Below are 23,610 nucleotides of genomic sequence, written 5' to 3'. Positions count from 1 at the left end.
AGTCGCGGGCGACCCTTGTGGTGCTAGTCACGTTTCGCTGTTCGCGAGTTGCTTTGCCCGAGCCAGCTTGGCCAATTGCGACCAGAGTGCTTCGACAACGAACGGCGGGTCGATGTGATAGTCGCAATAGGCGCCGACGCCTTGGTCTCGGATTTCCGCAAGGGGCGCGGTTAAGGGAGGGGGCACGTCCGGCCTGACCTCCGACCAGAACTCCATCTGGTTCATGTGCGCCCGTTCGGAGTGTGCGACGCCTGGACGGCCCGCGATCCAGGTCGTCATCGTCAGGCCGGAACCGATGGTGGCTACGTAGGCGTCGCAGGCAAAGGCCCAGCAGACGCTTTGGTGAAAGGGCATGTCGAAGCCGTCGACCACCAGAACGCCTTGTGGAATCCTTCCGCGAATTTCAGCGGCCAAAGCCTCGCAATCGGCCATGCCGTCAAGAACGAGCGAGAGGGTATGGCCTTCGCGGGTGACCCGCTCGGCCAGGGCCACAGCGGCTTCCACCTGATCCAGCCACACCTTGTTGTGGGCGCGAAGGTTGAACCATACCAAAAAGTCAGATTTCCGAGCGGCCGCCACGCGCGCCCGCTGCTCGGGCTCGAAACGTTTTTCAGCGTGATTGCGAACCTTGGCCGCCGTTTCAGCGGTAATCCGCAATGCGGTGGGGCGGACGCAGTAGAAACCATTGCTTAGAGTCGTCTGAAACAGGTCCTGCGCGTCCCGCGCACGCGCGATCTTCAGCCCAGAGCTTTCCTCCAAGCCCAATTCAGGGCCTAGGAAGGCAAATCTGTAGGTGAGCACGTGATTGACCGCCTGGAGCAGTCCGGCCCGCGCATGGCGAACTAAGCCGGCAATATCGTTCCAGAAATAGTGCCCAAGATTATTGATCGTGCCCGCCAGTATAGCCTTACGCGTATCCCCAGCGAGATAGTCGAAATAGGCCAGGGCGTCGCGTGTCACGGCGATTCGTAGCAGGTCGATGAAGGGCTGATGGGTCCCCCAGTCGAACTGCGGCTGTCCGATTTGCAGGATGACTTCGAGGTCAGGCACATAGATGTAGGCCTTGCGGCCGCCAAAACCGCCCACCACCAGGTAGAACGGCGTGCCGCCGTCGAAATAGTGGAAGATGTGGCTTTGCTTGGCGTCGTCGCACGCGATTGGCACGGCGTGCCGCGAAACCAGGACAGCGCCCGTAAACGGGCATGGGCACAAAGCCAGTCCGGCGGTCAGGCCCGTGAACTGGATGGCTCCGTGGCCTTGGGCGAGGCTCTGGAGGAACGGGCTGATGAAGTCCGTCTCCGGGAAATCCGCATGCTGAAGCAGTTCGGCCGCCAATTTGGCCTGCCCCGCGCGGCTGGCGAAAGCGGCCTCGGAAACGAAATCGTCCTTGGCGCAATCGCGTAAGGCGTCGATATCCAGACCCAGGTTCGCCACCTCGGCGGCGGACGCCGTCAATGACGCATCGTTCCACGCCTCGATGACGCGAGCTCGAGGCGTTTTCATGCTCCAGGCCGCAAGGTCGGCCTCGTCCACGGCATGGACGAGCTGCTTCACCGCCTCGCGTGAGCGACCGTGAATCGCCTTCCAGAGCTTTGTCAGCTTGCGCGCTCTGACGGTCTCGGCCGACACTGGAAGATCCACGACGGCGACGGCCTGCGGGTCATGATCGGCGTCCGGGGCTTCGACGCCGCGAAGTTCCAAGCCGCGGAACGTCAGGGCGCCGCCCCGCACGCTCAAGCGGAACTCGAGTTTCTCGACGGGCTGGCGGATGTGGATCCACACGGCGGTGGATGCTGCCGGCCGCTCTATGAAGACCTGTCCCGCAGCATAGACGTCGAACACGACACCGGGCCCCGCATCGATGTCGAGGATCGCGTGATACCAGCCCGTCGCCAGTTCGATATAAGGACCATAGAGAATATGGCCGACATGGCCCGGAGGCACGCGCAGGACGCCGTCCGGCCTAAGAAACTGCGCGAACTCCGAGATGATACAAAGATCGCTCGGTCCGAATTTCTTCGTCTGGAAATCCGTGCTGTCGACGTTAATCAAACTGGCCTCCACTAGGCGCCGCGCCCGCGCCCGAGGGGAACGCATAACTACAAAACCGCGGAACCTGAAGCCCCTAGCGAAAAAGGCGCCGACGCAAGATTTCCCTTAAGAGGCGAGTGGTTGCGAGTAGTGCCGCTCGCCAGCCTGCAACTGCGCGATCATCATCTTGACCCCTTCGCTCAGCGAAAGGCGAGGGCTCCAGCCCAGATGCTGTCGCGCACGCTCAACGCACAGTACGCTGACGGGAATGTCGATACTGCGGGCAGGAAGGTTGGTGACGTCGAGCGGATGGCCCAGATGGTCCTCGATCACGCTGATCACCTGGTTGATCGACGCGCCCACGCCGCTGGCGACATTGAAGATCGGCAGGTCGTCAATGTCGTCGAGCTGCGCGTTCGACAAGGCCACCAAGGCGCTGATGGCGTCGCTGATGTGGATATAGTCGCGTACGATGCGTCCATCGCCCCAAACGGTCAGGGGCTGATTTTCCAATGCGCGAGCCACGAAGGTGCTGACCAGGCCCTGGCGGCGTTCGAGATTTTGTCCAACGCCGTAGGGATTGGACAGCCGGGCGACCCGGCAATCGACCGCGCCGCTGGCGTGATAGATCCGCATGTAGTTCTCGACCGCGAGCTTTGTGGCCCCATAGATGCTGAGCGGTCTTGGCGAGGAGTCTTCCGCGGCCTTCTCCCCGGACTGGCGTCCATAGACAGTGCCGCCGGAAGAAACGAATACGACGCGCTTGCCACCCAGACGACTGGCGGTCTCGAGGAGATCGATCGCCGTGCGGATATGGACGTCGGCGTCCCAGATAGGATCTTGCGCGGCGGTTTGTGGAATGCTGGCCCACGCGTAATGGTGCACCACGTCGACATCGGCGAGCGCTGTCGTCCAGTCGCATTTGGTTATGTCGAGCGGCAGAAAGCGCGCCCGAGACCCGTCGAAGCGTTCAAACTCCGGAGGCGGTCGCCGGCCGGCCACGACGACTTCGTCGCCTTGGGTGCTCAGGGCCATGGCGACATGCCTGCCCAGGAAGCCCCCGCCCCCCAGAATCAGGTGGCGTTTCCCCCCCACGATCATTCTTTCCGTTCACTTTCAAGTTTTGGTGGCAATTAGGATTTCAAAAGCTATTCCGTGCGGAAGCTCTTCCGAAATAGCCACGTTTACTGGGGGTTGCCAAGAGCTGCAGCCTTCTGAGGGCGTCCTGGCCGGCTACCAGCCGGAGCCTCGCTTGAAGAGGGTGCTCCAGTGGTGTCCCGTCGATTCGCAGATGGCTGGAAGCATGCGTTCGACGGCGTGCAGGATCGTACCGTCGAATGGAGCGGGCTCCGCTGGATATTCGTCCCATTGCAACCCCGCACGCCATAGCGGCGCGACCGCTTCGGGTTTAGCCCAAAACATGTTGCCTATGGGGAAAATCGGAAATCCCGGAAGGTTCGGGCGCGGGGAGAGGCGGTCGGCGAGAGCTTCCGCAATCGCGCGGTTCGCCGACCAGCTTATGGCGTGGCGGTCCTCGGGAAAGACTAGGCCCAGTCGCGGGTCGTCGGCGAACATGTCGAAGATCTGGGCGATTTCGGCAGGCGTCCCGAGAAGGGTGTCGAGGAGGTAGGTCCGCCAACGATCACCCAGCGATCCGCCCGCCGCCAGGCTCTTCTTGCCATGAAGGTGACCGATCACCGCATAGCCGCCCGCCAGCACCGCGTCGCCGATGGTCGTCATGAACGGACCGATGTCGCGGCCAAGGTTTGGACCGTCAAACACCTCGACGCGTCCGCGGCGATAGTTGATGAAGGCGGCCTGAATCTGGATCTGTTTCGTGCGACTGGTGGTTGTGATGAAGAGGTCTATTTCGGTTTTGACGCTTTTGAGTCGCTCAAGGAAGTCCTTCGCGAGTTCTGGATAGTGCATGTGAACGTGCAGGGCGACGCCGCCTTCGGGCACGCGACGAGCGCTTACACCGGTCAGTATTCGACAATCATGCGTTGTGGGCGCGCCGTCTCCATTACGGGAGGCGACATCCAGCGCAACGGTCAAGGGCGGCATGCCGGAACCCTGCGTCGCCATCCAAAGCCCGTTGCTGAAACCTGGCCGCGGATCCGCCGATGTGAGGCCCTTGGAGGCGTGCGCGACGAAACTGGTGAGCGAAGCCTCGGCGGTGTTGTTTTCTGACGCGCCAAGATGAAAGGCCGCGTCGAAGACTCCGTTGCTGGCGATACGATCACGGGCCGCAGTCGCTATACGGCGGACTTGGTGGGCCTTCTCCAGTTCCCCTTTCAGGAAATCGACATAGGCCTCGAACCCGAGAGTTTCGGTGAAAGCCGCATTGGCGTCGGCAAGCGGGGGGGCGGCCGCGAACTGATCGACGATCGCTTGGGCCGCTTTCGTGGTGTCACAATAATCGACCACCGAGCCGATAACCTTGCCGGTCTCGATCAATTCCGCCAGGCCTGTCGAGTCCTTGAAGCAGATCAGGGGTTTGCCCAGGGCTATCGCATCGACCCCGACATTGGGGTAGGGGTCGAGGCGCGAGGGCAGGTAGAACGCGTCCGCCACCTCGAAAAAGGCGTCTAGGCTGCTCTGCGCGGGGAACATGAAAACCCGGTCCGCCAGCCCGGACCGTTCGATCAGTTCCCTCAGCCAGATCGAAAGGCCGAGGTCATGTTCGGGGTCGTACCCGTCTCCAACCCATGCGAAACAGACGTCGTCGCTCAATTTTGCGACCTCGCGAGCCGTCTCGACGAAAAGATCGACACCCTTGCGAATCTGTACATAGCCAGCGCCAAGAACGATGCGGCGCGCTTGGTTTGGATTCGGCTTCAAGACACGCAAAATCTCGGCGACTGAAAGATCCGTGTCGTCAGGTTCGCTGTCTTGCTTCAGCAGACCTTGGGCCCGCACCACGATGTTCGAGCTTTCGGCTCCGAAATAAGCGCGGAGTTCCTTTTGGGCCGACGCCATGACGATGCTGGCGGGCACGACGGCGCGATCCGCTGCGGCTATGACGTCGGCCACCTTGCCGTGCGGCAGCGAGTACTCCGCGAACTCATGGACCAGCACAACAGAGGGAAGATCAACCTGAAGCGCGGCCTTGACGATCGCGTGAGTCTCGACGGAATTGGCCAGGACCGCGTTCAGTCCAAATTGCCGCCGCATGTCCTGCAGCATGAACTCCGCGTCGACTGCTGAAACCTCGCCTTCGCCGATCGCCACCAGCATGCTGGATTCCAGAAACGGGTCGACCAGGCCTCGGTCGCGACCAAGGTAGGTGATGACGTTGTGGGTCGCTGCGAAGGCCTTCGCCAGGGCGAGCCCGACCAAGGGTGCGCCCGTGCGCGATCCTTCGTGGTTGGCGATCAGAAGGGTCGGCTTGCTGCGGTCGAACTCGAGCTCGCCGTTACGATAGAAGCTCTTGTACGAGGGCTTCCCCTGACGACCTTCCGCGCGACCGTATTTCACATAGTGTCCGAACGGCTCCACGCCGATCAGGTCAAGGTCGGGGTAGCGGCGCCTGTAGTACGCCGCGGAAAAGTCCGGGGCAGGCTCCAGCCCGACGAGCACGCCGCGTACCAGGTAGTGCCGCGGGAGGTTGTCTTCGTCGTTCTTGCTCAGCTTGGGGTTTTGACGTCGATAGTAAGCTTCGTCGAATTGGAGCTTGATGCGCTCGACGGCCGCGTGGAGCGCCACGCCGTTCGTGAATCGCCCCTCTCGGCGACCGATGCGCGCGTAATGAACCAGGGGGTTCTCACGAGTCGCCGAAACGTCGGGATAGACGCCTCTATAGAAGAGGCTGTCGAAGTCGGCGTTTGGCCAGGCGCCTTGAAAGCCGCCGAACAATAGGTAGTGCTCGGCGTCCGTCAGAGCCAGATCAAGGCCGTCATCCCCCTGACGAGCGTATCCGTTCGCATCGAAGAGCCCTCGCTCGGCAATCATCTGGGCGTCTTCGGCCAGACGCTCGCGGCTGGGGTAGCGGCGCTCTTTCGCGCCGTGCTCGACGAAATGGGCCAGTGCATTGAGACCTGCGGCGGCCACGTCGTCGTACGCCGCGAGATAGAATGCCGGATCGAACGTCGCAGACGGCTTCAACCCCGCGAGCTCGCCGCGCGTCAGGTAGTCATGGACAGCCTCGGCGACATCGCGGCCCAAGCCGGTCTGCGCCCTGTAGAACGCATGATCAAAATACGCCGAAGCCTGGATCAGGCCCGGGATATCGACGACATCATTCGTACGCTCTTCAGCCGACAAGCTCTTACCCCACAACATGCCACACCGCTGGCCGACGGCCGGAGCTTTCCCGTGCCGGCCTCGTCGTTACCCGCCCGACGCGATCAGAGCCCGTACAGAATCGAATAGCCTCGCCGCGGCTCTTCTTCATCTCGTAAAATAGCCCAGCGATCTCGAAGGTCGCCGGCGGCCTGGGCGACGATCGCCATCCAATCGCTTGGCGCGGCGCGCGGATCAAGGGTCTTGATCAACTCGTGGGCGACCGCCTTGCGAACGCGGGCGTCGCTCGTGCGGATCCATGCCGTTCGCGAGTCAACCAGACCTCGGGGCGGGAGGGCCGGATCCGAGAGGCCCGCGGGCGTGGGCGGGACGCGATAGTCGACGGCGTGCCGCGCCGGTTGCACGATAAGTAACAGATCGGAATAGTCCTCGAACAGCGTGGCGACGTCGACGGGGGGCTGGTCTTCGTCGCCGGCGCGCGAGCGGTCGCACTCGAAGGGACCGTCGCCCAGCCAGTCGGCGATCGCATCCGCTGCGGTGTTCACGTCCGTGGGCAGGCGAGTAATGCTCACCGCGGCCGGATTCAGGACGGACTTCAAAACATCGAAGTCGGCGCCGCGGAGCTCCTTCGTGACGATGTGGACCTGGAACCCTTCCGGATTGGCATAAGCCCGGCGGGCGAGAGCCTCGATCCGCGCGGGCTCGTCCGTGGCGAGCAGGATCTTGGGAACCCGGTCCGCGTGGCCGCGGCGCAATGCGACATGGCTAGGCTGGCGCCAGCCATCGTCCGGTTGGGGCAAATTCAGGCGATCGGGTCGCAAGAAGGCGAGGGGGACGCCAGCGCGACCGGCTCGGACCGCCTTATCCGCTATTTCCTTCACGAGCGGACCTGGGCCAAACACGCTCCGCCCCAGCCATGGCGGCGCAGACCGGGTGAACAAGGCGGCGTCGAACTCGCCGCTCGACACCAGGCTGGCGACCTGCGCCTCACGCTCGGGGGCGCTGGCGATCACGCCACGGATTTCACCCGCCAGATCCTTGGCGTACCTGGAGAAACTCAAAAGGTCCTTTAGGCCGTCAGGCAGGTCGAGCGATTGCCGCGACTTCGCGATTTCGCGCATCTCCAGGGCCGCGCCGCGAGCGTCACCATAGGTGATGGCCTTGACGTGGTCTGGCCATTGCTCGGCGATTTCGGCGATTCCGCATCCGCCCTTGAAGCACAGGACAGGCATGCCTTCGGCGATTGCATCCAGCGCCACGTTTGGGAATGGGTCGAGGCGCGAGGACATGAAGAAAGCGTCGGCGGCGTCCCAGAATCGCGCGAGGGAGGCTTGCTCCTCGACCATGATCACGACGTCCTCAAGTCCGCTCTTGATGATCTGGTCGGCCAGATAGACGGACAGGCCCATGTCTTCGAAGGGCTTGTAATTGGCGCCAACCCAGATGAACCGACAGTCGACGCCAAGATCGTGCTTGAGAACACGAGCCGCCTCAATGAAAAGGTCGAGACCCTTTCGCATTTGCACCCAGCCCGCGCCCAATACGACAAAGGGGCGATTCCCGTCGGTGTCGGACCCTATGAGCTGCGCGACATCGGCGACTTCGTGTTCCTCACGCTGCACCAGCGGAACGATGGAGCGGCCTTGATTGCGGACGCGGATGTTTGAAGGGGTGAGATCGAAACCAAGGCGCCGAAGTTCCAGCAGCGCAGAGTCCCGGACCAGATCCGCCGGAAAAATCACGCGGTCCGAAAGACATATGGCTGAGGCGGTCGTTCCTATCGGCTGAACATATTGGGCGAATTCGTGGATCAGCGAGACGAGGCCGATCCCAAAGCGCGCCAGTGGTGCGGCGAACTTGGTGGTCTCCATCGAATTGAGGACCGCGCAACTCGGGCTGAAATCCCGGGCGACACGCTCCGCCGCCACTTCGATCTCGCCAGGTCCGCCGCCGGTGATCACCGACGCGATGGAGAACTCGGAGAAGAGTTCGGCCAAGACGCCGCCGCGCATCAGCATCGCCACGACGTTAAACTCACTGCAGAGCTCGCGCACCAGGTTGAGGCCAACCAGAGGCGCTCCGGTGCGGCTCGCTTCGTGGCAACACACCACGATCGTAGGCAGGTTCGCGCGGAGCGCGCGTCGACCGGCGGTGACCCTCACCCGGTTCGCGCCAAAGGCGCGTCGCCCTTCAGACCGTCCATGATTCGCGTAGTGACGGAACGCATTGATGCGGTTCGAGGCGATATCGGGGTATTCCGTGAGGTAGGCTCGAGTGGAAAAGCCCGCAGACGGGTCAACCATCGACCGCGCGCCTTCGGTCACAAAATATGCGTCCGGCTTTCGCGTATCAGAGCTCTGCATCTGGCTCCAGATGTAAGCTCTGTCGAAGAGTGGGTCTTGTTCGAGGATATTGACGACTTTCTCGACGTCTTGAAGGTTTGGAAAACACCAGTCCGAATTATGGTGTTTACAATAGAATGCAAATGCACATTCGTTGTGGCCCAAGCTATCCTTGTAATACTCAAGGAAAAACTTCGGGTCGAAGCTTTCATTCGGCTTCAGGTCTGGCGACCCAGAATTAATGAGATAATGACGCAAAGGGTCATCCAAAACCCCATGGTAGGACTGATAATAGGTCGGATCAAATAAGCCGCTATCACGAACCGTGACGTAATCTTCTAATAGCAATTGTGCATTTTTGTAGCGACGCTCAAAAAAACCATATCTTCGATAATGGTCGAAAGGATCAGCATTCGCTGCAGCAACGTCGGGGTAGTTTCTTAGATAAAATTCCGGATCCAAGCCTTCGGAAACATCCTTTAAGGGAAATTTATTTGCTCTCCCCTCAACACCTTCGACTTCATCAACGGTATGCTCGTGAAGCGAGGAGTTCATTGTATCTCGTAGGGTTTGCGGAAGGGTTGAGCATCATTCTAGGGGGAGCCCTGCCGCGCCGCTAGACCAAACTGAGGGAATATCGCTAGATTGCCTCCCGCCAGGCCCCGGGGCCCAAGAGGAAGATCACCCAGCAAATGAGCAAAGTCGTTTTGGGCGGTGGGTCGCGCCCGGTCTGCGCGTATCTCGTTCAGGGGGCGGTCGCCAATCTTGCACGCCAAGCCTTTCCGGCCGACGCGCGCGTCTACCAGTTGTCGTACGACGTGCCCGCGCCGCTCGGTGCGGCGGCCCGCTCCTTGTTCTCAAACACAGCTTCCTGGGCGGAAGGCCGCAACATGCTTCTCGCTGCGGCGATCGAGCACGCCGGCGATGCGATCGACTATTATATCTTTTGCGACGACGACGTGGTCTTCACCGCAGGCGGGTTTGAGGCTTTCGAGCGCATGTTAGGCGAGACGCGGCCGTTGGTTGGCTTCCCCTTGATGCCGAAGGCGCAGCAGAGCGCGACCTTCGATCCCGCTTTGCGAACCCAACGCGCCCTAGCGATAGACGAACAGATCGTCGCCGTGAACCGGCGTCTGGTCGGCGAGGTGGGCGTGGCCCCGCTGGTCGCCGAACATGACGACGTGTCATGGTACGTCGCCTCGTTGATCTTCGAGTACCTCTGTCTTACGCGATACGGCGCGCTAAGCCATCAGTACAACGAGATCGTTGTGGAGAATAACGGCCACATCTGGGAGACTGGCGGAACGCTCTATCATCGAGGCGATACCGCCCAAATGCTTTCAACGGTCGAGGCGGCGCTGACCGCCATGACCGGTCGTTACGATACCGCGGTGATCGAACAATTCGATCCGGCCCGAGCTGCGAACCACGCGGCGCGGATCGAGCATCGATCCCAGCTTGAGCACATCTTGGTGGACGGACGCGCGTCGGCGGATTTGCTCGCCGGCCAGGATAAGGTGTGTGCTGGATTGAAACCTGCCTTGCCCTGTCCCTAGAGCTTGGACCAGTTTGTCGCTCGCCCTTGGGCGGCCAGAATTTTGCGAGTATCGGAGAGAAATTCTTGTCAGATCAATACGCGGTCGTTCTTACGACGATCAATCACCCGACTTTTGCGGTAAAGGAGATCGCCAGGCGCGCACCGGAGCTGGACGCGCAGTTCTACCTGATTGGCGACAGCAAGAGCCCCGCCAACTTCCATCAGGACGGCGCGCACTATCTGGACATCCAGGCCCAGAAGGACACGGGTTTCAAGTTTGCCGAACTGTGCCCGACCAAGCACTATGCGCGAAAGAACATCGGCTATCTGGCGGCGATGAAGGCCGGAGCGAACATTATTGTCGAGACCGACGACGACAACATCCCCCTCGACGGTTTTTGGGCCCCGCGGGAGCGGTCGGTGCGCGGAAAGCTGGTCGACGCCAAGGGCTGGTGCAACGTCTACGGATACTATGCCGATGGCGTGATCTGGCCGCGCGGCTTGCCGCTGGAGCGCATCCAGGACTCGCTTCCGGCTCGCTCCACTCTGAGCGACATCGTCGCCGATTGTCCCATTCAGCAAGGCTTGGCCGATGACAACCCCGATGTCGACGCCATTTACCGGCTGATACTGCCTCTGCCGCTGAAGTTTAAGCCCGAAGGGCCTGTGGTGCTGAACAAGGGGGTCTGGTGCCCTTTCAACAGTCAGAACACGACGTTCTGGCGTGATGCCTTCCCGCTGCTTTACCTGCCGTACCACTGCTCGTTCCGCATGACCGACATCTGGCGTAGTTTCGTTGCGCAACGCCTGATCTGGGAGTGTGGCTGGACGCTCTCCTTCCATCAGTCGACGGTCTATCAGGAGCGCAACGAGCATGACCTACTGCACGACTTCAAGGATGAGGTTCCCGGCTACCTGAACAATGAGCGGATCAAGAAAACCCTCGAGGATCTCGCTCTTGGTTCGGGCAAGGGCGCCATGCTTGACAATTTGGTGAAGGCTTACGACGCCTTAATTGACCTGGGCGTGGTGGGCGCGGAGGAGGCGCAGCTGGTGGCGGCGTGGGTCTCGGATCTGGAACGTATGGGCTGATCGCGCGGCGGCTGGAGTCAATCGCCGAGACGGCGAACTCCGGCCGCACCACCACCAAAGTTATTGGAACTGGACTTGGAGAAGACCTGGCCGATCATTAGTTCCGAATACCTCGCCGACCGCAGGACGGTGGAAACTTGTCTTGTGGAAATACCCGTGGGCACGAGCTCCATGGATAAGATCGTGGTGTTCGGTTTCGACGGCCATCTGTTCGTCTATTCGGGCGCCAACGATATCTGCGCGCAGTATCTGATGGATGAGGAGGAGGCTCAGCGGCTCGCGGCGCAATGGATATCGAAAATCGAGGCGCGCCGGGCGTTCCTCCAGGCGCGAAACATCCAGTTCCTGCAGATCATGATCCCTGAAAAGTCCTCGCTTCTGCCGGCTAAGGCCCCTTTTCCCGCGTTCGCCGGAACGCCGCTGCAGCGGGCGATCACCGCATCTCAGGGGCACAGGATGGACTATCTCGACGCGCGAGACGTTTTTGACGACGAAGAGGCGCTGAGCGCTTTCCCGAAAGCCAACGGCCACCTTTCCCCGTCCGGTAATCTGAAGATTTTCCAGGTCGCGTTGGAGAGGCTGGGTTTTGGCGCGCCGATCATCGAATTCGGGCCGGCGCAGATAATGCGATCCGACCTGGGCGACCATTTCAGCGGCATGGTGTTCTACAATCGCGTCTCCCAGCCGACATCGCCCGAACTCTGGCATTATCAGGACGGCATGCGCCTGCTGCACTGCGTGGACCCGGACGGCCACCTGGGTCAGCAAAGGACCTGGAGCAACGCCAACGCGCCGATTAAGAAGCGGGTCTTGGCATTTGGGAATTCGTTTTTCGAGCGGGGTGGATCGCCGACCGGACTTTCATGGTGGTTCGGCCGTTGGTTCGTTTTGATCCAGATCTCGTTGAAGAGTATCAGCCGGACATCGTCATCTGTCAGTCGATTGAGCGGTTCCTCGTAGACGTTCCCAGGCTCTAGATCCAAGAGTTTTGGAAGCGCAACCGTTCACACTTTCGTCCAACGCGCCCTGGGATCCGTCGTCTCAAGCCAGCCGGCCGAGGGCTTGGTCGATGGCTGGGAGGTTCGGTCGAATTGATCCATCTGTGGACGGGTGGATGATCGGCGTATAGCGCAGTCCGTTGACGGCCGCCTGCCTTGAGAACCAAACATCCGTGACGGTTTCGGGGGTCAATTCCAGAACGCGCCGCGCGCCGCCCAGCAGGGGCGCCAGGGCCAGGCCCGATCCCCAACTGGATAGCAGAAGGTCGGCGCCCGCGATCCGTTGGGCCTGGCGACTGACAGATTCGGCGTGCGGGTCCAGAATCTCGAAACCCCGGCCGCGTAGAAATCCCTCCAGTTGATCTTGGTCATGGACCGGCCGGCGCCCCCCGGCCCGGCGCCGAATATAGAGTCGCTTGAAGCTGGTCGGGACAGTGCGGGTCCCGACCAGGCGTTCACGCAGCCAGTCGAAGAATTTCAGTGAGTAGGCTGCCGGAAAATAGACTCCATGTCCCGCCAGGGCAGACGAAAGGCGAGCCGTCTCCAGGAGCGCGGCGTCTTTCCGCAGAACACGCCGCGCCGTCCGAGGCAGGTCGAGTTGGGCGATCAGGTCACTCATCCAGGCTTCCTCGAAAGGCCAGTGGACGAGGATGGCTTCGCCCGACGTCAGGGCGCGATGATTGAGATAGATCTGGAGCAGGCCGTCGAGCACGAAGTGACCGAACGCGGCCAGGCCGTAGTGGCAAAACGGCACGCTAACTCCGGGCACGTACTCGACCCGCGCGCGTCCAGCGCTCTTCCAATCCGCCAAGCCATGCCGGAAATCATGGCTAAGCAATTCGCGCGGCCAGGCTTCGCGTGATCCGACGTTGAATTCCTCGATGAGGCCTCGTCCGGGTGCGACGACGGCCTTCGCGGCGCGGGTCAACAAGACGTTCGACGCCGTGCAGTCGATGAAGGGGCGGGATTCGTACGATCGTGGCGCAAGGCAGTGATCCGGACCTAGCGCCGCCAAGCCCGCGGAACCGTCCAGAGCCGGCTCCAGATCGAAGAGCTCGGCGAGACCTACGTCCAGGGTGTGAACGGTCGTGCTGGGACGGGTTAGGCGTGAACGCACGGACCACAAACGCCGTGGCGTGGGCCAGGCGGCGGTCCTGGGCAAGTCGCCTGCCGAGACGCTGGGGATCTTCACTGCGCCGCCACGGCGTCATCGCGCGCGATGCCGCGGTCGATCCAGTCGAGAACCTCCGACGGAGTGATCCGCCAGCGGAACGCCGCGCCCGGGCGCGCAATTCCCTCGATGTTGATCTCTGTTTCGGAAAGCGGGGACGGCGCGAAGAAGCCATGCCAGTGGGCGTCGATCAGATGGCAGACGCCGCGGGTCCAGATACTTGTGAAATTGGTCGGCTGAATCTCGAAGACCTTGGCGCCCGGCTTGCAGAACAAGGTGTTGGCCAAGGCCGCGCCGGTCGGGGCCACGATCACATCGGCGTCGCGGAAGAGGGCGATCTGTCGGGCAAGCGGCAGTGTCTCTGGGGCGACGGAGGTAAAGCCCCGAGCGATCAGCGCGGCTTCCAGCTCCGACTCGTTCACCAATGGACGCTTTGTGTCTTTCAGCCGATTGACGTAGAGCCTTGAAACGCCTGTCGGGGCGGCGTCGACCGACGCGATGATCCTGGCTCGGACCTCGTCCAGGGGGCGATTCGGGGCGTGGAGAAAGTGATCCATTGGACTGGCGAAGACCAGGTCGTCGACATGGATCACCGGCGCGGCGATCTCTCGAACTTCGCGGGCGCGATCGGCGCCCAGCAACAAGGCGACCATTTCGCGCTGCCAGTCGTTCAGCGGCGGCGCGATGAGTGTGAAGTCGGCCGTCAGACCACTTTGTTCCAGCGCAGTCAGGGTCGTCATGCAATCCAGAAGAAAGTGACCGTAGTTGAAGCGTCCGCCCCAGGCCGTGAAGACCGCCGCCTTGTCCAGCACGGGCGCACCGCGCGGCACGGTGATCAGGGGGCGACCCTCGACGAGTTGGACCCCGGGCAAGCCCGCCAAGCTGGGCGTCAGGTAAAGCGCTTCCCCCACGGAGGCCTTGAGCACCGACCCGCTGGCGGTGATAACGGCGCCGTAGCTAGGCATGTGGAGCGCCTGCCTTACGCGACAGACCCTAACGCCGGCCATGGGCGCGCCGCCGGTTCCGTCATGCCATTCGGGCAGATCCTGGCCGGCGCTGCGGCCATCCAGCCGCGCTTTCATGACTTCCTCGGGAATGTGTTCCGCAGCCTGCAGTTCGGCGAACACGCCGGGCGCGGCAACCTCGTCCGTGACCACCTGCGACACCGTGGGAACACGTGTCAGTACTTCCGGCTCGGATTCGAGGCGCAAGGGCATCCGTTTGATTGTCCTGAGGACGCCCAGAGCCCGTTCGGCTCCGCGGTGGAGCAAATCGCGGGGTCGCCGCATGGCTACAGGTCCCACGAGACGCGCCGACCCGAAGTCGTGACGATGGCTCCCATGGCTCGTTCCAGCGCGTGGGCGAGTGTTCCGTCGATCCTGCCCATCTCCGGCTCGAAAGCGAGCGGTGCGGCTGTCGCCAGAGCGTCGAACGCCGCGGTGCGGCCCCAGAACATCGTGCCGGCGGGGAATGCGGTCTGGGCGTTCACAACGAAGCCAAGACTGGTCGAAAGGGTCGCCATGGCTTTGGCGTTGTTGTGCATCACGCCGTGCGTCCCCAGGGGTGTCCGCGCGGCCGCCGTCGCGAGAAGACCAAGGTCCTGTTCGGCCTCGAACCGCTCGATAACGGCGCTGGCCTGATCGAGCAAAGGGGACACCAGGGCCTCGCGCCAGGCGTCGCCCCGCGCCATGTGTGGCGAACGCTTGGAGTGAATCTTGCAGAAGATGGAATATCCGACGGTCCGAGCCCAGCCCAGTTCGGAGATGAAGGGGGCGACGTCGCGTCCACGATTGGGAACCGGGGTCAGCCTAGCTAGAGGGAACGCCGCCTTCAGGCGCTCCAGTTCCTGTGACGACCAGGTCTCGGGAAAGGTGATCGATGTGTCCATCACCCCCCGCAAGGGCGCGAGTCGGCCGGCGAACTCCTCGATGAGCTCCGCGTAGTGGAGATGCAATAGCACGACAGCGCGTGCGCGACCGGCGGAGCCGCAGACTACATCCGACCGACCTTGGTCAACGCCCAGGCGTGGGGCGTCGGCCTCGAGCGCCGAGCGAAGGGCCTGGGCGAAGGCGTGGCCATACCAGCGATCCGGTTCCAGATAGGCCCCTTCGGCCCACTCGTTCCAAGCGTTTATGAAGACCAGGCGCTCGTCAGGCCGCGGCGCCCTGGCCGCAGCCGTCAACGCGCTACGCATCCAGTAGTGGAATCGTTCGGGGGTCGCGTTGTGGAACACGTGTCCCGCTCCGGGCTTGCGCGCCTCGTTGTCCCAACTGGGCATCACGCCTGGTTTACGTTGGGTGTCACGCAGTTCGGCCAAGTCAACGGCCTTGGCCGCGACTACCTGACCATAGTCATAGACCCGACCAGAAAAGTCGCTGTTCAGGGGAAGAATCTGATCGGTCATCTCTCCTTGGGCCAAAGCGTGGGGCGGGAACTCCACGAGGCTGTCGAAGTCGGACGCTTTGTAGTCACTGAAGCCGAAGGCGTTGGTGCAGGCCACGTAGATTTCGCCGATACCGATCGCTCGCGCCCGTTCTCTCCACCGGACCACGGTGGCCCTGGCGTCGGGCAGAGCGTCAGGCCGATAGACGATCAGCAGCGGTCGATCACCGACCCTCAGATAACGCGGGGAGCGCATGTAGCGGGCGAGATCATCAAGAACGGCGTAGTCATCCTCGGGCGAATGCTTTTGCCCGATCAAGATCTGGCCTTCGTCGCCGTCCCATCGCCGCGTCCAGTTCTCGTTCGCCCAACAGAGAGCGAACGGCAAGGTGATCTCCGGATCATCGACGAAGGCGTCCAGGGGCTTCTCCAGCAGGCGCTTGCCGGCGAACCAGTAGTAATGGAAGCAGAAGGCGTCGACGCCCGATCTTCGGGCGAGATCGGCTTGGGCGCGTTGGACGTCCCGGACGCGAAGATCATAATAACCCAAGTCGGCGGGGAGGCGCGGCTGGAGGTGGCCCACGAACTGCGGCACGGCCTTGGCCACGTTGGCCCACTCCGTGAACCCCTGGCCCCACCAGGCGTCGTTCTCCGCGATGGGGTGGAACTGGGGAAGATAGAAAGCGACCGTGCGCGGGCCGTCGATCGCCCGGCGAGGCGGTTCCAGGGGCGGCGCCGCGAAGTCGGGGCTACGGAGGTTGCGCGCAACCTCGGAAGCGCGGACATAGGTCGTGCGCCAGGGACGGCCGTTCAGCCGCAGGAACTGGGCCTTGATCGCCCGCGCATGAAAGTCGCCGCGCAGCAGGCTCAGTCCAGCACGCACCCAGCCCCGCAATCCGGCCGGCATGAAGCGTAGGGCGGCGCGCAAGCCGCGACGCGCGGCCGAGAGGTGCGGCACCCGGTGGCTGGCCTCGGCGGCCGGCTCCACGGTGAAGGCCTCCAAGCGAAAGCGGCAACTGGTGGTGGAGGGGTCAAACCGCAGGCGACGAAGATCCCCAGCGTCGGAATAGACGGCGCCGGTGTAGGTGCCGTCCGAGACCAGCGATAAAGGCTTGTGCGTCTGCGGAGAAAAGCCGTCGCCCCAGTCCGCGTAAACGCAGGGATCGACGATCTGGCCTTCCAGCACTTCGAAGGTCGCCGTTACGCGAACCGCGGCGCGTTCGCGCAGGTCGACCCGGTCTTTCGGCGTTTTCCAGAGCATCTGGGGATCGTCGCCGGTCGCCACGAAGACCCCCGGCTGATCACCCGCAATGACATCCTTCAAGGGCGCCGGGATCGACGACATCATGTGGTCAGCCGGATCCATTCCTCAGTCGAACCGAAGAAGGTCGCCTGTCCGCCTTCCATAACCATGACCTTGTTGCAGACACGCTTGATAAGACTCATGTCGTGGCTGGCGATCACGACGATCTTGGCCTCATCGACCAGGCTGGCCATGCGTGCCGCGGCCTTTTGCTGGAACTCGGCGTCGCCGGCGCTGATCCACTCGTCCATGATCAGGATGTCGGCGTTCAGCGCTGTTGCGACCGAGAAGGTCAGGCGCGCCATCATCCCGGCCGAATAGGTCTTGAACGGCATGTGGATGTAGGCGCCCAGCTCCGAGAACGAGATGATTTCGGGAAGGCGTCGCTCGATCTCCTTCTTGGGGATCTGCTGCATCATCGCAAGGTTTCGGATGTTCTGGATGCCAGATGCGTCGTGGTCCAGGCCGATGCTCATCGAGATCATCGAGCTGACGCGACCATCGACGCGGATCCTGCCGCCGGTTGGCTCGTAGACGCCGGCGAGCACCTTCAGCATCGAGGTCTTGCCCGAACCATTGTGGCCCACAAGGCCAAGGCGATCGCCTTCCCGCAGGGTGAAGCTGACATTGTTGAGCGCGCGCACGACGGTGACGTCGTTCGAGCCCTTCATCAATTTGCCGCCCACGGCCATGTTCAGAACGGCGTTCCGCAGGGATTGCGCGCGCACGCTATAGATCGCGTAGTCCAGCGTGACGCCGTTGAGCGAAATGGAGATCGTCATCGTTGCAATCCTAGAGCCAGAACACGACGCGGCGGCGATAGAGGGTCAGGCTAAGCACCGCCACGACGCCGGCGACGACGAAGAAGCCGAGCGAAGCGAGCCAATCAGTCAAAGCGGCCGGGTGCCCAAGCAGGGGCTGCCTGACGATCTCAAGGAGGTGGGCGAAGGGATTGAGGTCGGCGATCCAGTGCAGCTTCGGAGACATCTGGCCCTTGCGCCAGAACACCGGCGTCAACATGAACAGGGCTTGGGAGATGAAGCCGATCATGTAGTTGATGTCGCGGTATCGGGTGGCGAGCATGCCAACGGGAATGCTGAACAGCAGAGCGGTGGCGGCCGCCAGCGGCAGCGAGAGAATTAGTTGCCAGTGCGGCAGGGGAAACATCCGGAGCAGCGCCATCACGGCCCAGAACGCGACGACTTGGTGCAGGAAATTGATCATCATGCGGTTGACCTGCAGGAAGGCGTGGAAGCTGAGTGGCAGCTTCTGAACCTGCATGATGCCGGCGCCGAGCATGAAGGTGTTCGCGCTCTCACCCAGCATGCCGCCCGTCACGGACCAGGCCACGACGCCCGCCATGATGAAGGGAAAGCTTTGGGCTAGGCTTGCGCCGAAGATCGAACCAAAGACGATCGCCAAAGAAAACGCCGTCGCCAAGGTGGAGCTTGCAAGCCAGAATGGGCCAAGCAATGTCCGGCGATAGCGGGCTACCGTTTGTTCAAGTCCCACGCGCCACCAAAGAGGAGCCAGCCGGGCGCCAGCCCCCAAGTCTTGGGTGGCGGCTGCAAAGTCCCGCGCAATATCCATTTAGTCATCCTTTGGTCGCATGGCCATGATCAAGCGATGGCAAAACAGTCGTGGCTTCTAGCAGTCTGATTCGGGTGGAGAAAGTGGGCCCGCGATATACCTCACGATTGACGCATTCTCGCCGTATTTGCCTCTGTCCGCCGCCATGGTAGCGGCGATCTAGGAGCGTCGGCGAGACTGAAGTCGTCGCGGTCCAGCGTGAGGTTCGGATTGTAGTAGGGGTCGTTGGCCAATTGCTTGTTCCAACGGGCGCGCATCGTTCGCGCTTCCATTTCCAAGCGCTCGGCCTTTAGGTTGTCGGTGTCGGCCCCTCGAGTTTTGGACTCTTTGTGGATCAGGACGATGTCCGGGTCACACAGGATTTTCTTGCCCAGGGCTCGCACTTTTAGGCAGAAATCGACGTCGTTGTAGGCCACGCGCAGTTCCGGGTCCAGCCCTCCGACGGCCTCGTAAAGCGGTCGCTTCACAAATAAGCAAGCAGCTGTAACGGCTGAGAATTCTTGGATCAGCCGCGCCTTGCCGAACGGACCGAAGTCGCTCATCGGCAGACCACGATGGGGCGTGCCCGCCACGCCGTGCGCGCCCATGCCCAGATAGAGGCCAAAATGCTGGATCGATCGGTCCGGATAGATAAGTCGCGCGCCGACGATACCGACATCGGGCATCGAAAGCAGGGCTCTGGCCCGAGTCAGCCAGTCCTGAGTTTCCAATTCCGTATCGTTGTTCAGCAAGCAGATGATTTCGCCGCTAGAGGCCGCGACGCCAAGGTTGCATATCGCCGAAAAGTTGAAGGCGCCGGGCGCGGCGACAACCTTGAAACCAGGCTCGAGGGCCAGCTCCGCCAGATAGGCGTGGGTCTCCGGCTCGACGGAATCATTGTCGACGATAACCACTTCGACGGCGTCATCGATGCTGCCGCGCAGGGATTCCAGACACGGACGCAGAAGGTCCAAGCCGTCGCGGGTGGGGATCACGATCGATACGGTTCGTCGCTCGGGGTCTCCGACGACGGCAAGCCGCGTCAGTCCCGGCGCGACGCCATCGACCACTTCGAACGGAAGTTGATTGCGCCGCATGAAGTCATTGATCGACTTCTGCGCGGCGACGATGGCGTAGCTCTTCTGGTCCGCCGAGACCGCCGTTGATCCGGGAATCATCCGCCAATGGTAGAGCACGTGCGGGATGTGCACGATCTCGCTATCCGAGCAGTGGTCCAGGCAGCGGAGGAAAAGATCGTAGTCCTGGCTGCCCTCGTAGCCCTTGCGAAAGCCGCCGATGGTTTCGAGCAGCGTGCGCTGATAGACGCCCAGATGGCTGACCATGTTATGGCCAAACATCAGGAAGCGGTTGAAGTCGGACTTGAAGTATGGATCGCAACGTTGGCCGGACGGGGCAAGCTTGTCCTCGTCCGAATATAGGATTCTGGTGCCGGGGTTGCGGTTCAAGGCGTCAGCGACGACCAGCAGGGCATAGTCGGGAAGGATGTCGTCGTGATCAACCAGAACCACGAAATCGCCGGTCGCCAAGGCCAGGGCGCTGTTTGAGGCCTCCGAGATATGGCCGTTGGTCTCGCGGTAGGTGACCCTGATCTGCGGGTATCGGGCGGCTAGGGCCTCCAGCAGCGTGCGAACGCGCGGATCCGACGAATGGTCGTCGGCGATGCAGATCTCGAAATCCGGATAGACCTGATCAAGCATGGACTGGATGCAGGTCTCCAGGAGATCCGGCGGCGTATTGTAGGTGGGCATCACGAAGGAAAATCGCGGCCGCCAGTCCATAGCCGCGATGATGTCTGGCATGCGTAGACGGTCGGCTTGCGACGGCTGTTCCGTGGCCTTGATCCAGCGGCCGTAGTCGTAGGCCAAGGCGGCGGCCGAATTATAGCGCAGCTCGTTGAGTTCGAAGCTTCGGACGACAGCTTGGGCGCGACGCTCAGATAGGCTCGCCGCCATGTCGTCGGGCGGGGATTCGACGTCCGTCTCGGCCGGGTCGGATAGGGCCGACACATCCTCAGGCTGAACACTGACGGAGACGAGTCTCACCTTACCGCGGCGGTCGGAGGGATCCCAGCGGACGGTGGGCTTTAGGTCGGGCCTGGCGACGAGGGCGTGGTAGAGGCCGTCCGGCTGTCTGGCCAGGGCGAAGGATGCATCTTGCGAAAAACCCTTGCCGTCATAGTCGATATAGAGGCGCGGGGCCGCCACGACGCCTTCGACCTCTTCGATCTCGAACGTGTAGCGGCAGGCCTGAGCCTTGGCGTGCTCCGGGACGGCGCGTAGGATCACCTGCGGATCGCCGTCGGTCAGGACAAAAACGCCAGCTTCGTCTGTGGCTTCGATCGCCCTAACCGCTACGACCTCCACTCCGTCCAGCCGCAGGTGTGGAAGCAGCGGCGAATGGGAGCCGAACCAGCGCGGTCGCCTTCGCCAACCCGATCCGGGTCTGCCGTCGGTTGTGAGCGCGAGATCGGTCTCTCCAGCTCGCGATCGTCGCAGGCGGATTTCGCCCAAAGTGATGTCGACGGGGCCCTCGCTCGGATCGAACCGCAAGGTGCGGGCGCCCCTCAGGCTCGGCACCACGCCCACCAGGCGTTCTGCTTCTGCGGGGAGGAGCGGTATCTTGTCGGCTTCGTTGAATCCGCAGCCGCGGTCCAGATAAAGAAACGGATGGGCCAGAAGTCCCGATTCGACGCGTAGGGCGATTTCGATGATCGCCGGGCCAAACTGAAGGTGTGTCCGCGGCAAGCCCGCCAGCCGCACCTGAGGGTCCCCGCCGACGCTCCGAAGGCGCCCGCGCTCGTGGGAACTGGGCTCGAGATTGATCGTTTCAGCCGGCCAAAGCGGAGCTCCGCCGGGGCGCCAGAACTTGATGAAGTGCTTCCAGGCTCGCAATTCAGCGGTAATGCGCTCAAGACCCTTGATCAAAACCCACCCGTCATCTGAACTTCCTGCCGGGCGGCCCGCCGCGATCAAGGTCGCGGTCTGAGTACAAGTGTCGACGCTCCGGGTCCATGATTGTTGTTCGCTGCGGCTAAGCGTCGGTCAGGCCTGACAGGTCGCCGTCGATGATCCGGAGCAGATCTTCGGCGGCGCCTTTGGGATCGGGGAGGTGAAAGGTGGCCATGAAATGCGGGTCCACGCCCTGGGTCATGACCGCGCTCTGGTGGACATAGAGAGCGGAATTGGCCGTCAATCTGTCGATCATCGTGAAGGTGCTCATGATGTTGGTGTCGTGGTTGAGGGCCACGAAACGAACGCGTTCCGACAACAGAATCGTGGTGTGGAAGGCCGAACTGAGGGAGCCGAGCACGATAGGAGCCGTTCGGAAGATATCGAGTTGCTGCGCCGGGGTCATGGTCTCGGGGTAGACGATGGCCACGCCCCCTGCGCGCAGGCGTTCAACCATCTGGGATTCGTTGTCAAATCGCTTGACGCCGGCTGGCAGCCTTTCCTTGGAAAGATAGACCGGCGCCGTCATCGGCGGCGCGCCCTCGACCGCGAGGGCGTCGCCAATTCGCAGGGCGGTTTCGCGGAAGACCGGGTGAAAGGCGCGAGTTTCCTCAAAACTGGGTTCGGGAACCAACAGCGTCTCAAATCGCATCGCACGGTCTAGCGGAATGATGTCATCCCGAAAGATGCCCAGGGATTCGAGGCATGCGGCCACGAAGGGCAGGGCGAACCATTCCGCCGGACTCTGATCCATGTGAAACACATATTTGGAGCCGGGTGGAGCGTGCGGCGTGCCTGCGACCCAGAGCCGGGCCAGGGTCGAGACCAGGAAATGGCCGAAATGAGTATGGGCCACGCCTCCATAGATCGCCTTGCCGCAAGGGGCGGCGATAATGTCTGGTTCAGCAAAGACCAGATGGGGGCTTTGACCCACGTAGTTGACGCCGGGGCCGCGTCGATAGGCGGCCGCCTCGACGCGCGCGCCATCCGCGTCATAGACGCCCCAACCCGCGTCGAAGTCGTAGGCGCCGCCGGGAACGAGCTTGGGAGCGCAGACCGCGGCGTCGATTCGGTGGATCGACGGAGGCGACGGCAGCAGCAACTCGTCGCCCCACACGTTGGCGCATCGGTGAAGGGTCATGCCAAGGTGTGTTCTCGAAAAGGGGCCTTGGTGGCGTCGCGAGAGGTCCGGGACGGGGTTGGGATAGTCTCGTCCATTGACCGATGCTTCGTCTGGCCGTCAGGCGTCGCCGATCGAATGACCGACGCGCGATTCAGCGGCTAGGTGCATGACGGCGGTCGGCTTGAAACGGGCCGGGGCGTCGGTGATGTCGCCCCGCTCAAAGGAATGGAGCTCGGAATCCTCGACGCCGGCTAGCGAAATCAGGAAGGCGGCGTGGGTCAGCTTGTCGAAATTCGGAACGGGCGCCGCGTCAGTGGAAACCAGATGCCTGCAGAGGGCCGAACCAATGAACCCGGCCCTACCGGACACCAGAATTCTTTGCTGAGCGGCGCGCATCTGACCTCTTGGGCAGGTTTGAATGTGGAGGCCGCCATCTATAGGCAAGTGTATGCGCCATTGGAAGTCGCATCATCATCTGCTCGCGGGTGCTATGGCGCCAACGTCGAACGAGGATTTTCGCTGCTGTCCAGCGCAGCACGATGACTGGTGGGCGAGCCGTTGAAGAACACCCATGCGCCTCCCAGGACGATGATCAGCAGCGCGGCGATCACGATCAGCCGAATCTCGAACCGCCCCCGTTTGCCGCCGTCTGATGACCTGAAATTGGAATTCTCCAAACTCTTCATCATGATTGCCTCCCTGCCGCCGGATCGCGTTTTTTTGTCTCCGGCGCCCTAGGGCAATGCATCCAACCAGGTCTCGTTCCGACAGAGCTGAGCGGCGCTTCGTCGCATGCGCCGACTTCGCAGGACATCCAAAGATCTTTATACCGGCGGTGAGCGACGCACGTC

At 62.2% G+C, this 23,610-nt stretch carries 16 protein-coding genes; 3 read left to right on the top strand and 13 right to left on the bottom strand.

The window, feature by feature from the left end; genetic code table 11:
• Positions 1-27 precede the first annotated feature (27 nt).
• The 4 genes from BM066_RS09270 to BM066_RS09255 form a co-directional block, all read right to left on the bottom strand.
• Complete coding sequence (locus BM066_RS09270; RefSeq protein WP_026176607.1) at positions 28-2,052, bottom strand: hypothetical protein; 2,025 nt, start codon at positions 2,050-2,052, stop codon at positions 28-30.
• Between the two features lie 105 nt (positions 2,053-2,157).
• Positions 2,158-3,132 (bottom strand): NAD-dependent epimerase/dehydratase family protein, encoded by a 975-nt coding sequence (locus tag BM066_RS09265; RefSeq protein ID WP_018062389.1) that lies wholly within the window; start codon positions 3,130-3,132, stop codon positions 2,158-2,160.
• A 132-nt stretch (positions 3,133-3,264) separates the two neighbouring features.
• Positions 3,265-6,294: a rhamnan synthesis F family protein gene (locus BM066_RS09260; protein ID WP_177218422.1), complete on the bottom strand. Its 3,030-nt coding sequence runs from the start codon at positions 6,292-6,294 to the stop codon at positions 3,265-3,267.
• A gap of 83 nt (positions 6,295-6,377) precedes the next feature.
• A complete protein-coding gene (locus BM066_RS09255; protein ID WP_089926570.1) occupies positions 6,378-9,170 on the bottom strand; it encodes a glycosyltransferase in 2,793 nt (930 codons plus the stop codon).
• 137 nt (positions 9,171-9,307) lie between these two features.
• Between BM066_RS09255 and BM066_RS09250 the strand changes: the two genes are divergently transcribed.
• The 3 genes from BM066_RS09250 (at position 9,308) to BM066_RS09240 (ending at position 12,204) form a co-directional block, all read left to right on the top strand.
• Complete coding sequence (locus BM066_RS09250; protein WP_026176611.1) at positions 9,308-10,171, top strand: hypothetical protein; 864 nt, start codon at positions 9,308-9,310, stop codon at positions 10,169-10,171.
• 65 nt (positions 10,172-10,236) lie between these two features.
• On the top strand, positions 10,237-11,244 hold the full coding sequence (locus BM066_RS09245) for an STELLO glycosyltransferase family protein (RefSeq protein WP_018062393.1): 1,008 nt from the start codon (positions 10,237-10,239) through the stop codon (positions 11,242-11,244).
• A 75-nt stretch (positions 11,245-11,319) separates the two neighbouring features.
• Positions 11,320-12,204 carry an alginate O-acetyltransferase AlgX-related protein gene (locus tag BM066_RS09240; RefSeq protein WP_018062394.1) on the top strand — a complete coding sequence of 295 codons (885 nt, stop codon included), beginning with the start codon at positions 11,320-11,322 and terminating at the stop codon, positions 12,202-12,204.
• Positions 12,205-12,285: 81 nt separating this feature from the next.
• Here BM066_RS09240 and BM066_RS09235 read toward each other — a convergent pair whose 3' ends face one another.
• The 9 genes from BM066_RS09235 to BM066_RS09195 all read right to left on the bottom strand — a co-directional run bounded on the left by BM066_RS09235 (position 12,286) and on the right by BM066_RS09195 (position 23,448).
• Positions 12,286-13,170, bottom strand: a complete 885-nt coding sequence (locus tag BM066_RS09235) for a glycosyltransferase family 61 protein (RefSeq protein ID WP_177218421.1) — start codon at positions 13,168-13,170, stop codon at positions 12,286-12,288.
• A 260-nt stretch (positions 13,171-13,430) separates the two neighbouring features.
• Positions 13,431-14,630, bottom strand: coding sequence for a glycosyltransferase family 61 protein (locus tag BM066_RS09230; RefSeq protein WP_177218420.1), 1,200 nt, complete (start codon positions 14,628-14,630; stop codon positions 13,431-13,433).
• Between the two features lie 74 nt (positions 14,631-14,704).
• A complete protein-coding gene (locus BM066_RS09225) occupies positions 14,705-17,143 on the bottom strand; it encodes a glycoside hydrolase family 99-like domain-containing protein (RefSeq protein WP_018062397.1) in 2,439 nt (812 codons plus the stop codon).
• Positions 17,140-17,880 carry an ABC transporter ATP-binding protein gene (locus BM066_RS09220; RefSeq protein WP_018062398.1) on the bottom strand — a complete coding sequence of 247 codons (741 nt, stop codon included), beginning with the start codon at positions 17,878-17,880 and terminating at the stop codon, positions 17,140-17,142. Before BM066_RS09220 ends, BM066_RS09225 begins: the two co-directional genes overlap by 4 nt.
• A gap of 10 nt (positions 17,881-17,890) precedes the next feature.
• On the bottom strand, positions 17,891-18,688 hold the full coding sequence (locus BM066_RS09215) for an ABC transporter permease (RefSeq protein ID WP_026176614.1): 798 nt from the start codon (positions 18,686-18,688) through the stop codon (positions 17,891-17,893).
• Positions 18,689-18,789: 101 nt separating this feature from the next.
• Complete coding sequence (locus tag BM066_RS09210) at positions 18,790-21,612, bottom strand: glycosyltransferase family 2 protein (protein ID WP_143093698.1); 2,823 nt, start codon at positions 21,610-21,612, stop codon at positions 18,790-18,792.
• Between the two features lie 106 nt (positions 21,613-21,718).
• Positions 21,719-22,777: a glycosyltransferase family 61 protein gene (locus BM066_RS09205; protein WP_018062401.1), complete on the bottom strand. Its 1,059-nt coding sequence runs from the start codon at positions 22,775-22,777 to the stop codon at positions 21,719-21,721.
• Between the two features lie 99 nt (positions 22,778-22,876).
• Positions 22,877-23,155: an NAD-dependent epimerase/dehydratase family protein gene (locus tag BM066_RS09200; RefSeq protein ID WP_018062402.1), complete on the bottom strand. Its 279-nt coding sequence runs from the start codon at positions 23,153-23,155 to the stop codon at positions 22,877-22,879.
• Positions 23,156-23,247: 92 nt separating this feature from the next.
• Positions 23,248-23,448 carry a hypothetical protein gene (locus tag BM066_RS09195; protein ID WP_018062403.1) on the bottom strand — a complete coding sequence of 67 codons (201 nt, stop codon included), beginning with the start codon at positions 23,446-23,448 and terminating at the stop codon, positions 23,248-23,250.
• Between the last annotated feature and the right edge of the window lie 162 nt (positions 23,449-23,610).

Origin of the sequence: Caulobacter sp. UNC279MFTsu5.1 (assembly GCF_900114015.1) — a bacterium.
GTDB lineage: Bacteria > Pseudomonadota > Alphaproteobacteria > Caulobacterales > Caulobacteraceae > Caulobacter.
The sequence above is the reverse complement of the archived record's forward strand: the minus strand, read 5'-3'. Positions and strand labels throughout refer to the sequence as shown.

Excerpts from the sequence above, each read along its gene's own strand:
- BM066_RS09250 (WP_026176611.1), top strand. The coding sequence starts at position 9,308 with ATGAGCAAAGTCGTTTTGGGCGGTGGGTCGCGCCCGGTCTGCGCGTAT.
- BM066_RS09205 (WP_018062401.1), bottom strand. The coding sequence starts at position 22,777 with ATGACCCTTCACCGATGCGCCAACGTGTGGGGCGACGAGTTGCTGCTG.
- BM066_RS09215 (WP_026176614.1), bottom strand. The coding sequence starts at position 18,688 with ATGGATATTGCGCGGGACTTTGCAGCCGCCACCCAAGACTTGGGGGCT.
- BM066_RS09230 (WP_177218420.1), bottom strand. The coding sequence starts at position 14,630 with ATGCCCTTGCGCCTCGAATCCGAGCCGGAAGTACTGACACGTGTTCCC.
- BM066_RS09225 (WP_018062397.1), bottom strand. The coding sequence starts at position 17,143 with ATGATGTCGTCGATCCCGGCGCCCTTGAAGGATGTCATTGCGGGTGAT.
- BM066_RS09255 (WP_089926570.1), bottom strand. The coding sequence starts at position 9,170 with ATGAACTCCTCGCTTCACGAGCATACCGTTGATGAAGTCGAAGGTGTT.
- BM066_RS09220 (WP_018062398.1), bottom strand. The coding sequence starts at position 17,880 with ATGACGATCTCCATTTCGCTCAACGGCGTCACGCTGGACTACGCGATC.
- BM066_RS09195 (WP_018062403.1), bottom strand. The coding sequence starts at position 23,448 with ATGATGAAGAGTTTGGAGAATTCCAATTTCAGGTCATCAGACGGCGGC.
- BM066_RS09200 (WP_018062402.1), bottom strand. The coding sequence starts at position 23,155 with ATGCGCGCCGCTCAGCAAAGAATTCTGGTGTCCGGTAGGGCCGGGTTC.
- BM066_RS09265 (WP_018062389.1), bottom strand. The coding sequence starts at position 3,132 with ATGATCGTGGGGGGGAAACGCCACCTGATTCTGGGGGGCGGGGGCTTC.